This window comes from Streptomyces sp. NH27 (genome assembly GCF_056859195.1).
Genome location: NZ_JACEGK010000260.1, coordinates 1 through 10,647 on the forward strand (window position 1 = coordinate 1; position 10,647 = coordinate 10,647).

8 protein-coding genes are annotated in these 10,647 nt (G+C 72.0%); 2 read left to right on the forward strand and 6 right to left on the reverse strand.

Annotation, left to right across the window (positions count from 1 at the left end; all coding sequences use genetic code 11):
- Positions 1–1,016: SPFH domain-containing protein (locus AC13HU_RS21195; protein ID WP_483043488.1), on the forward strand; the 1,016-nt coding region annotated here is incomplete at its 5' end.
- Positions 1,017–1,064: 48 nt separating this feature from the next.
- On the opposite strand, the gene AC13HU_RS21200 is transcribed toward AC13HU_RS21195, so the two are convergent.
- Positions 1,065–2,624: an MFS transporter gene (locus AC13HU_RS21200; RefSeq protein WP_483043489.1), complete on the reverse strand. Its 1,560-nt coding sequence runs from the start codon at positions 2,622–2,624 to the stop codon at positions 1,065–1,067.
- 116 nt (positions 2,625–2,740) lie between these two features.
- Between AC13HU_RS21200 and AC13HU_RS21205 the strand changes: the two genes are divergently transcribed.
- Positions 2,741–3,667, forward strand: a complete 927-nt coding sequence (locus tag AC13HU_RS21205; RefSeq protein ID WP_483043490.1) for a TetR/AcrR family transcriptional regulator C-terminal domain-containing protein — start codon at positions 2,741–2,743, stop codon at positions 3,665–3,667.
- 350 nt (positions 3,668–4,017) lie between these two features.
- On the opposite strand, the gene AC13HU_RS21210 is transcribed toward AC13HU_RS21205, so the two are convergent.
- The 5 genes from AC13HU_RS21210 to AC13HU_RS21230 form a co-directional block, all read right to left on the reverse strand.
- Positions 4,018–6,144 carry a 3-hydroxyacyl-CoA dehydrogenase NAD-binding domain-containing protein gene (locus tag AC13HU_RS21210; protein ID WP_483043491.1) on the reverse strand — a complete coding sequence of 709 codons (2,127 nt, stop codon included), beginning with the start codon at positions 6,142–6,144 and terminating at the stop codon, positions 4,018–4,020.
- Positions 6,141–7,397: a thiolase family protein gene (locus AC13HU_RS21215; protein ID WP_483043492.1), complete on the reverse strand. Its 1,257-nt coding sequence runs from the start codon at positions 7,395–7,397 to the stop codon at positions 6,141–6,143. The genes AC13HU_RS21210 and AC13HU_RS21215 overlap by 4 nt, the downstream gene beginning before the upstream one ends.
- A gap of 323 nt (positions 7,398–7,720) precedes the next feature.
- The gene (locus AC13HU_RS21220; RefSeq protein WP_483043493.1) at positions 7,721–8,974 is read right to left on the reverse strand and encodes an HRDC domain-containing protein; all 1,254 of its coding nucleotides are present in this window, start codon (positions 8,972–8,974) and stop codon (positions 7,721–7,723) included.
- Between the two features lie 165 nt (positions 8,975–9,139).
- The gene (locus tag AC13HU_RS21225) at positions 9,140–9,805 is read right to left on the reverse strand and encodes a LuxR C-terminal-related transcriptional regulator (RefSeq protein WP_483043494.1); all 666 of its coding nucleotides are present in this window, start codon (positions 9,803–9,805) and stop codon (positions 9,140–9,142) included.
- 142 nt (positions 9,806–9,947) lie between these two features.
- Complete coding sequence (locus AC13HU_RS21230) at positions 9,948–10,574, reverse strand: DUF3000 domain-containing protein (RefSeq protein WP_483043495.1); 627 nt, start codon at positions 10,572–10,574, stop codon at positions 9,948–9,950.
- Between the last annotated feature and the right edge of the window lie 73 nt (positions 10,575–10,647).

Consider the following 10,647-nt stretch of genomic DNA (forward strand, 5'->3'; position numbering starts at 1 on the left):
CCCGTACACCGACCGCCGACACCGCCCCGACCGTGGTGCTGCCCGCCACCACCCTGCCCTGGCAGGCCCGCGAGGCCGCGCCGGACCCGGAGGCGCCCGACGGCACCGAGCGGGGCGAGCGCGCCCGCCGCGCGCTCCACGACGCCCCCGTGGAACGGCCCGGGCCGAGCCTGCCCGGCTGGGTCGCCGTCCTCACCGCGCTCGCCGCCGCCTGCGCCGCGGCCGCGTTGCTGTGGCGGGCCGGCGTCCTGCCCTCCTGGCTCGACGGGCCGTTGCTGCCGCGCTCGCCCGACACCGGGGCCGGCGGGCCGTTGTGGGCGGGCCTCGCGCCGCTCGCCGCCGTCGTGCTGCTGGCGCTGTCCGGGCTGGCCCGCGGCCGCCCCGGCACCGTCCGCGTGCTCAGCCGCTGCGGGGCGTACCGGGGGACCGTACGCGGCACCGGGCTGCTGTGGATCAGCCCGCTGCTGCGCCGCCGCCACGTCGATGTGACGCTGAGGCACTGGCGCAGCCGCCCGATCGACGCCGTGGACGCCCACGGCACCCCGCTGCGGGTCAGCCTGCTGCTGGTGTGGCGGGTGCGGGACACCGCGAGAGCCGTCTACGGGGTCCGCGACCACGGCCGGTTCCTGCGCGAGGCGGTGGAGGCCGCTGTCGCCCGCGTCGCGGCCCGGCACCCGGTGGACGACTTCCGCGGCGAGCTCCCCACGCTGCGCGACTGCGAGCGCGTCGCCGACGACCTGACCCGGCTGATCACGACGGAGGTCCGTGCGGTGGGCGTCGAGGTCTTCTCGGCCACCCCGGTCCGGATCGACTACGCGCCCGAACTGGCCGCCGCGATGCGCCGCGCCCGGATCACGGCGGTCGACGCGAAGCGCCGCAAGGCCGCACTCGACGACGCGCTGGGTGCGGTGGGGGAGGTGCTGCGCGAGATTTCCGAGCGCGGTCTGGGCCAACTGGACGAGTATGAACGCAAGTCGCTGGTGCGTGACTTGACGGTGGCGCTGCTCACGTCCTGAGCGTGCGGCTCCGGGCGCCGTGAGATCCGGACGTGAGAGCGGGCATCACTACGCGAGTGTGCTGGGCCGCGGGTCGGTGGATGCTTCGGCCGGGTGGCCCGACTTGCCCGCACCCCTCAGCCATGTGAACGAGAAGAGCCCGGCACCCGCCATGACGGCGGCCGCGCCGACGGCCGCGATGCTCATCCCATGGGTGAAGGCGTCTCGTGCGGCCGCCAGTACAGTATCTGCGGTCCCGGCCGGCAGCTGGGCGGCGGCCGCCGTCGCGCCGCCCAGCGTCTCGCGCACGGCTTCGGCATGCGGTACTCCAGGGGGCAGCGCACCATTCATGTCCCGGCTGTAGACCGCTGCCCCGATGGACCCGAGGATCGCCATGCCCAAGCCGCCGCCGAGCTCCTGACCTGCCTCCAGCACGGCCGCGGCTGAGCCCGCACGCTCCGGCGGGGCCGCGCCGAGGGCGAGTTCGTTGGCGAGGGTCATTGCCGCGACCAGACCACCCGCATACAGGGAGGCGCCGACCAGGAGGAACCACAGTGCCGAGTCCGTGCGTACCTGGGTCAGCCAGAGAAACCCGCAGGCAGAGAGGAAGAAGCCGCCGCCCATGACGGACGCGCGGTCCATGCGCTGTGCGAGCGCAGCCCCGGCCGGGGCCATGACGGCCACTCCGGCGGCCGGTACCAGGCTCCACAAGGCGGCGTTGAACGGGCTCAGGCCGAGGACGGACTGCAGATACTGGGTAAGGAAGACGGCCATCCCGACCGTGGCGAACATCGCGAGGAGATTGGCGAGCACCGGGCCGCCGAAGGTGCGCCGGCCGAGCAGGTCGAGGTCGACCATCGGATGCGCGAGGTGCTTTTGCCGGCGTACGAAGACAACGCCGAGCAGGAGCCCCGCGCCGATGGCGAGGGCGGGCCGCGGCTCGTACCCGTGCAGGGCCCATTCCTTGATTCCGTAGATGACCGGGAGTACGGCGCCCAGTGACACAACCGCGCTCAGCAGGTCGAAGCGCTCGCGTTTCGCCGACTTGAACTCAGGCACCAGGAAAGGCACCGTCGCGAGCAGGAGCAGCATCGCGGGCAGGTTGACCAGGAAGACCGAGCCCCACCAGAAGTGCTCCAGCAACAGCCCGCTGACCACGGGCCCGAGGGAAATGCCCGTGGTCATGACGCCGGTCCACAGGGTCACCGCCTTGCCGCGCTGCTTCTCATCGTGGAAGAGGTTGCGAATCAAGGCGAGGGTCGAGGGAATCATGGCAGCGCCGCCGAGGCCCAGCAGCGCGCGTACGGCGATGAGCAGTTCAGGCGTGCGCGCGTACGCGGCAGCGACCGACGCCGCTCCGAAGACGGCCGCTCCTATGAGCAGCAACGTGCGGCGGCCGACCCGGTCGCCGAGCGCACCCATCGTGATGAGCAGCCCGGCGAGGACGAAGCCGTACATGTCGAGGATCCACAACTGCTGTGCGGCGTTGGGCTCCAGATCCTGACTGATGTAGGGAATCGCGAAGTACAGGATCGAGACGTCCATCGAGACGAGAGCGAGGGGCAGCATCAGGACGCCGAGGGCGGTCCATTCCTTGCGCCCCGCGCGGGGGCCGGGTGTGTTCTCCATGAACGGCAGGGAATCGAGAGCATGGCGTACACCGCAAGCAGGTACCTAGTGCACGCCGCACCTCACTGCTCTGATCAGCCTGAATGCCCGATGAGTGCACTAGTACAATGCGGGTCATGGCCGTGGAACCGCCCTACCTCCGTATCGCCGGTGACATCCGTCGGCGTATCGCCTCGGGTGAGCTTGCGCCTGGTGCCCGCATCCCTTCCACCCGGCGCATCACCCAGGAGTGGGGTGTCGCCATGGCGACCGCGACAAAGGCGCTCGCCATCCTGAACCAGGAGGGTCTGGTGCGGGCCGTGGCCGGCGTCGGCACCGTGGTCGCCGAGCCAGGCCGAGAACGGCCATCGACCGCCCACCTCGCACTCACCCGGGATCGCATCGTCCGCGCCGCGGTCGCTCTCGTCGACACCGAAGGGCTCGCCGCGCTCTCCATGCGCCGGCTCGCCACCGAGTTCGGCGTCTCGACCATGGCGCTCTACCGCCACGTCCCGAGCAAGGGCGAGCTCGTGCGGCTGATGTCGGAGTCAGTGTTCAACGGAGAACCGGTGGGGCCGCGACCGTCCGGCTGGCGCGCGCAACTGGAGCGCGAGGCAAGGTGGTTGTGGGGCCTGTACCAGCGGCACCCCTGGCTGGCGCGAGCCATGGCCGCTCTCACCCGGCCGATGGCCTCACCCCACGCGATGCGCTACGCCGAGCGGGTCCTCGGCGCGCTGAAGGGCCTGGGGCTGACACCGACCCAGATGATCCACGTCCACCTCGCTCTCCTCGGGTACGCCCAGGGCGTCGCGGCGGCCGTCGAGCTGGAGTCGCAGGCGGTGCAGGACACCGGTATGACCCCCGAGGAGTGGATGGCCTCCAACGAACCGCGGATGGAGACGATCCAGGCCGCCGGCGCCTATCCGACACTGTCCACCCTCTTCGGCCAGGAAGAGTTCGACCTCGAACTCGACACCCTCTTCGAATTCGGGCTTGCTCGGATTCTGGACGGGGTCGAATCAGTCATCGAGCAATCCAGCGGCCGGGCCCGGGGCGCACCTTGAGTTCGAGCGCGAACGCCGGGCGGTCGGACTCCCGAAGGCGAACGCCTGTGCGAGATCGTGACGTGAACGCTCTCCGCTTCCGTCGCGCCGTCGACGCCGACCTTGCCGCTGTCGTGCAACTGCGCGCCGACGCCGCCCGCTGGATGCTCGTCCGGGGCAGCCGGGCGGTACGTCCAAGTCGTTCACGCCCCTGGCAGAGTCCACCCGGGATGGGGAGGAGCAGGCATCACCTCCGCCCGTCATGGTCGGACGGGAGCCGCGGTCTCGCGCCGGCGGCGGGTCGCGCCGCGCCAACGAACGTGCCCGGACCACCGTTGAGGGGGCCGGGCACGTTCGCCATGGGGGTCTGCTTACGCCGGGACGCTCGCGACGCCCGGCGTCAGGAACGGCTTGCCGTTCACCCGCTGGGAGACGCCCTCGCGGTCGAGGTAGGGGGTGATGCCGCCGAGGTGGAAGGGCCAGCCGGCGCCCGTGATCAGGCAGAGGTCGACATCCTGGGCCTCGGCCACGACACCGTCGCCGAGCATCAGCCCGATCTCCTGCGCGACCGCGTCCAGCACCCGCGCCCGCACCTGCTCCTCGGTGAGTACCGAGTCGCCCTGCTTGAGCAGCGCCGCGACCTCCGGGTCCAGCTCGGGCGTGCCCGAGTCGTAGACGTAGAAGCCGCGCTTGCCGGCCTTGACCACGGCCGCGAGGTTCGCCGAGACCGTGAAGCGGTCGGGGAAGGCGCCGTGCAGTGTCTCGGAGACGTGCAGACCGATCGCCGGGCCGACCAGCTCCAGCAGCACCAGCGGCGACATCGGCAGGCCGAGCGGTTCGATCGCCTTTTCCGCGACCGCCACCGGGGTGCCCTCGTCGATGATGTTCTGGATCTCGCCCATGAAGCGGGTCAGGATGCGGTTGACCACGAACGCGGGCGCGTCCTTGACCAGCACCGCGGTCTTCTTCAGCTTCTTCGCCACTGCGAAGGCGGTGGCCAGCGAGGCGTCGTCGGTGCCCTCGCCACGGACGATCTCCAGCAGCGGCAGCACCGCGACCGGGTTGAAGAAGTGGAAGCCGACCACCCGCTCCGGGTGCGCCAGCTTCGCGGCCATCTCGGAGACCGACAGCGACGAGGTGTTGGTCGCCAGGATCGCGTCCGGCCGGACCACGGCCTCCAGTTCGGCGAGGACCTGCTGCTTGACGCCCATCTCCTCGAAGACGGCCTCGATCACGAAGTCGGCGTCGCCGAACGCGGTCGCCTTGTCGAGGTGGCCGGTGACCAGGGCCTTGAGCCGGTTCGCCTGGTCCTGGCCGATTCGGCCCTTGCCGAGGAGCTTGTCGACCTCGCCGTGGACGTAGCCGACGCCCTTGTCGATCCGCGCCTGGTCGATGTCGGTCAGCACGACCGGCACCTCCAGGCGGCGGGCGAAGAGCAGGGCGAGCTGGGAGGCCATCAGGCCGGCGCCGACCACGCCGACCTTGCTCACCGGGCGGGCCAGCGACTTGTCGGGGGCGCCGACCGGGCGCTTGCCGCGCTTCTGCACCAGGTTGAAGGCGTAGATGCCGGCCCGCAGTTCGCCGCCCATGATCAGGTCGGCGAGCGCGATGTCCTCGGCCTCGAAGCCCTTGCGAAGGTCGCCGTCCTTCGCGGCGGCGATGATGTCCAGGGCCCGGTAGGCGGCCGGGGCGGCGCCGTGCACCTTGCCGTCCGCGATGAACCGGCCGCGGGCCACCGCCTGGTCCCACGCCTCACCGCGGTCGAGCTCGGGGCGGACCACCTCGATCTCGCCCTTGAGCACGGCCGCGGTCCAGGCGAGCGACTGCTCCAGGAAGTCCGCCGCCTCGAACAGCGCGTCGGCGATGCCGAGTTCGTGGACCTGGGCGCCCTTCAGCTGGCGGTTCTGGTTGAGCGAGTTCTCGATGATGACGGTCACCGCGCGGTCGGCGCCGATCAGGTTCGGCAGCAGGGTGCAGCCGCCCCACCCGGGCACCAGACCGAGGAAGACCTCGGGCAGCGAGAACGCGGGCACCGACGCGGAGACCGTGCGGTAGGAGCAGTGCAGGCCGATCTCGACGCCGCCGCCCATCGCGGCACCGTTGTAGTAGGCGAAGGTCGGCACGGCCAGCGACTGGAACCGCTTGAAGACGTCGTGGCCGCCGCGGCCGATGGACAGCGCGTCCTCGTGCCGTTTCAGCAGCTCCACGCCCTTGAGGTCGGCGCCGACCGCGAAGATGAACGGCTTGCCGGTGACGCCGACGCCGATGATCTCGCCGTCCGCGGCCTCCTTCTCGACTTGGTCCAGCGCGGCGTCGAGGTTCGCCAGCGACTGCGGGCCGAGGGTGGTCGGCTTGGTGTGGTCGAAGCCGTTGTCGAGGGTGATCAGCGCGAACCGGCCCGCCCCCGGCAGGTCGATGTGGCGCACCTGGGCGTCGGTGACGACCTCGCCGGGGAACAGCTCGGCCGCGCCCTTCAGCAGCTCTGCGGTGGAACTCACTTGCCGCTCCCGTCACTGTGCTTGTTGGTCGCTTCGCTCCACCTGGGGTTCTCCCAGATGACCGTGCCGCCCATACCGAAGCCGACACACATGGTGGTGATGCCGTAGCGCACGTGCGGCTGCTCCTCGAACTGCCGGGCGAGCTGGGTCATCAGCCGCACCCCGGAGGAGGCCAGCGGGTGGCCGAAGGCGATGGCGCCGCCGTACTGGTTGACCCGCGGGTCGTCGTCGGCGATGCCGTAGTGGTCCAGCAGGGACAGCACCTGCACGGCGAACGCCTCGTTCACCTCGAACAGGCCGATGTCCTCGATGCCCAGGCCCGCCTTGGCGAGCGCCTTCTCGGTGGCCGGGATCGGGCCGATGCCCATCACCTCGGGCTCCACGCCCGCGAAGGCGTACGACACCAGGCGCATCTTCACCGGCAGGTCCAGCTCGCGGGCCACGTCCTCGGCGGCGAGCAGGGAAGCGGTGGCGCCGTCGTTGAGCCCCGCGGCGTTGCCCGCGGTGACCCGGCCGTGCGGCCGGAACGGCGTCTTCAGCCCGGCGAGCTGCTCCAGCGTGGTGCCCGGCCGCATCGGCTCGTCGGCGGTGGCCAGGCCCCAGCCGGTCTCCCCGGCCGAGCCGCTGTCGATCGGGGTGGTGCGACGGACCGCGATCGGCACCAGGTCCTGCTGGATCTTCCCGTTCGCGTACGCCTTCGCGGCCTTCTCCTGGCTGCGGACGGCGAACTCGTCGGCGCGCTCCTTGGTCAGCCGCGGGAACCGGTCGTGCAGGTTCTCCGCGGTCATGCCCATGAACATGGCGGACTCGTCGACCAGTTTCTCCGAGACGAACCGCGGGTTGGGGTCCACGCCCTCGCCCATCGGGTGCCGGCCCATGTGCTCCACGCCGCCGGCCACCACCACGTCGTACGCACCGAAGGCGATGCCGCCCGCGGTGGTGGTCACCGCGGTCATCGCGCCCGCGCACATGCGGTCGATCGAGAAACCGGGCACGGTGGTGGGCAGCCCGGCGAGGATGGCGGCGGTGCGGCCGAGGGTCAGGCCCTGGTCGCCGATCTGCGTGGTGGCCGCGACGGCCACCTCGTCGACCTTCGCCGGGTCGAGGCCGGGGTTGCGCCGCAGCAGCTCGCGGATGGCCTTGATCACCAGGTCGTCGGCGCGGGTCTCGTGGTAGATACCCTTCGGGCCCGCCTTGCCGAACGGGGTGCGGACGCCGTCGACGAAGACGACCTCCCTCGCGGTACGAGGCACGATGCGACCTTTCTTTTGTGTTCGGCTCGCCTCCGGCTCCCCCAGAGCTTTGCCTGGGGGTACCCCCGGACCCGGTCTGGGGGTACTCCCACCTTTCGACACCGGCGCGCCTTCCGGCTCGCTCACCGGCGAACCCGGGCGGGTCGTGACCGTGCGGGTGGACGCACTCCGAGGAGCGAGCGCGACCGCCGACGCCCATGCTACTCATCGGTAACAGACGTGCCTACTGCTACCCCGGCATGCGGCGCAGGTCACACCGAAGAGCCGTCCGGTGGACGGCGGTTCGGGTGCTACTGAGAGTTGCTCGGCGGCTGTGCCGAGGGCTACTCCGCGGCCGGGGAGGGCGGCTGGGTGGTGAGCGCCTGGGTGAGCAGAGGGGTGTTGAGGGCGACCTGCCAGGGCCGCGCGCCGAGGGAGGCGAGGGTGGCGGAGACGACCTCGGGGGTGATCGAGGACGGCGGCGCCCAGCAGATCCGGCGGACGGTGTCCGGGGCGATGAGGTTCTCCTGGGGGAGGTTGAGCTCCTCGGCGAGCGCGGAGACCGCGGCGCGGGCCGCGGACAGCCGCGCGGCGGCGGCCGGGTCCTTGTCGGCCCAGGCGCGCGGCGGCGGCGGTCCGGTGTACGCGGCCGTGGGCTGCGGGAGTTCGCGCTCCGGCAGGGCCCGGGCATGGTCGATCGCGGCCTGCCACTGCTCCAGCTGGCGGCGGCCCATGCGGTGGCCGAAACCGGGCAGCGCGGCGAGCGCGTGCACGTTCGGCGGCGTCTCCAGGGCGGCGGTGACGATCGCCGCGTCGGTGAGCACGCGGCCGGGCGAGACGTCCCGCTCGCGGGCGGTACGGTCCCGCGCCTGCCACAGCTCGCGCACGATGCCGATCTGCCGGCGGCGGCGCACCTTGTGCATGCCGGAGGTGCGGCGCCAGGGGTCGACCCGGGGCGCGGGCGGCGGCGCCGCGGCGATCGCGGCGAACTCCTGGAGCGCCCAGTCGAGCTTGCCCTGGCCGCGCAGCTCCTCCTCCAGGGCGTCGCGCAGGTCGACCAGCAGTTCCACGTCGAGTGCCGCGTACCGCAGCCAGGGCTCCGGCAGCGGGCGGGTGGACCAGTCGACCGCGGAGTGGCCCTTCTCCAGCGTGAAGCCCAGCACGTTCTCCACCATGGCGCCCAGGCCGACCCGGGCGAAGCCGGCCAGCCGCCCGGCCAGTTCGGTGTCGAACAGGGAGGTCGGGCGCATGCCCAGCTCGTGCAGGCACGGCAGGTCCTGGGTGGCGGCGTGCAGGACCCACTCGGTGCCGGTCAGTGCCTCGCCCAAGGAGGACAGGTCGGGACATCCGACGGGGTCGATCAGCGCGGTCCCTGCCCCGGTACGGCGCAGCTGGACCAGGTAGGCCCGCTGTCCGTAGCGGTAGCCGGAGGCGCGCTCGGCATCGACAGCGACCGGTCCGGAACCTGCGGCGAACGCCGCGACAACTTCTGCGAGGGCCTCCGGGCTGGCGGTCACCGGCGGGATTCCCTCGCGCGGGTCCAGCAGCGGGACCGGCGCCGATGGTTCCTGGATTGCGGTCTCTCTGGCGTCGGTCACCTGTCAAGGGTAGCCGTGGTGAGCCGCCGTGGTGGATCTACGTCGCAGCATGATTGCCGACCGGCCGACGTCATGGCCCGGAACGGGGGTGTCGCGGCGGCATCCGGCAGGCCGCGACGGCCCCCGGCGGAACGTTCCGCCGGGGGCCGCCGATCGTGCTGGGCCTCAGTGGATGATGCCGGTGCGCAGCGCCACCGCGACCATGCCGGCCCGGTCGCCGGTGCCGAGCTTGCGGGCGATCCGGGCCAGGTGGCTCTTGACGGTGAGCGCGGACAGGCCCATCGACACCCCGATCGCCTTGGTCGACTGGCCCTCCGCGACCAGCCGCAGCACCTCGACCTCGCGGCCGGACAGCTCGCGGTAGCCGCCCGGGTGGCCGGGCACGCCCGGCGGGCGGCGCTGCATACGGGCCGCGGTGGCGCCCAGCGGGGCCAGGCCCGGCCGGCCGGCCAGCGCGCCCGCGGTGTTGCGGGTGCCGGTGACGACATAGCCCTTCACGCCGCCGGCCAGTGCGTTGCGCACCGCGCCGATGTCGTCGGCGGCCGAGAGCGCCAGGCCGTTCGGCCAACCGGCCGCGCGGGTCTCGGCGAGCAGGGTGAGTCCGGAGCCGTCGGGCAGGTGGACGTCGGCGACGCAGATGTCGCGTGGGTTGCCGACCCGGGGGCGGGCTTCGGCAATGGAGGAAGCCTCGATCACGTCCCGGACTCCGAGCGCCCACAGGTGTCGGGTGACAGTGGAGCGAACCCGGGGATCGGCCACGACGACCATGGCCGTCGGCTTGCTGGGACGGTAGGCGACCAGGCTCGTGGGCTGCTCGAGAAGAACGGACACCGGGCCTCCTGTGCAAAGGGGACTGAAACGGTCACAGTCTCCTTCGGCAGCATTTGCTCCCGGCTTTAGGGAAAGATCACGATTTGTTGGAGAACAATTCCGGCAAATCGGACGGCCGATCGAACGGCGGCCGGACGGACCGTCAGGTCCTGCGCTTCGGCAGCGGCACCACACCGCTGACCGGCCGCCCCGACGGGTCCGGACCGTCGGACGGCGGCAGACCCGCACACGCGCACAGCAGGTCGCACCACGCCACCAGGTGCGCTGCCGTGTCCGGGCCGTCGAGGCCCGGCCGCTCGTACGGCGTCCACGACGCGCGGATCTCGATCTGGGTGTCGTCCCTGCGCTCCGACAGACCGCCGAAGTAGTGCGAGGACGCCCGCGACACCGTGCCGCTCGGCTCGTGGTACGCCGCGCCGCGGGCCGCCAGCGCGCCGGTCAGCCAGGACCAGCTCACCTCCGGCAGCAGCGGGTCGCCCGCCATCTCCGGCTCCAACTCGGCCCGGGCCAGCGTGACCACCCGGAACTCGCCCTGCCAGGCGTCATGGCCGTCCGGCTCGTGCAGCAGCACCAGCCGGCCGTCGGCCAGTTCCTCCCCGTCGGCGAGCACCGTCGCCTCCAGTGCGAACGCGTACGAGGCGAGCCGGCGTGGCGCCGGCACCTCCTCGATCCGTACCTCGGTGCGGACCCGGGCGGTCCGCAGACCGTCCACCGCGCGCCGGAAGGAGAAGGGAGCCTCGTCCGGCGAGTGCCCGTGAACCGCAGCCATGCCCGGAAGACTAGGCCGCCACCAAGCCGCACGCCCGCACCAACACCCCTTGTGACAGCGCGCGCTGCCGCCG

Excerpts from the sequence above, each read along its gene's own strand:
- AC13HU_RS21205 (WP_483043490.1), top strand. The coding sequence starts at position 2,741 with ATGGCCGTGGAACCGCCCTACCTCCGTATCGCCGGTGACATCCGTCGG.
- AC13HU_RS21230 (WP_483043495.1), bottom strand. The coding sequence starts at position 10,574 with ATGGCTGCGGTTCACGGGCACTCGCCGGACGAGGCTCCCTTCTCCTTC.
- AC13HU_RS21200 (WP_483043489.1), bottom strand. The coding sequence starts at position 2,624 with ATGGAGAACACACCCGGCCCCCGCGCGGGGCGCAAGGAATGGACCGCC.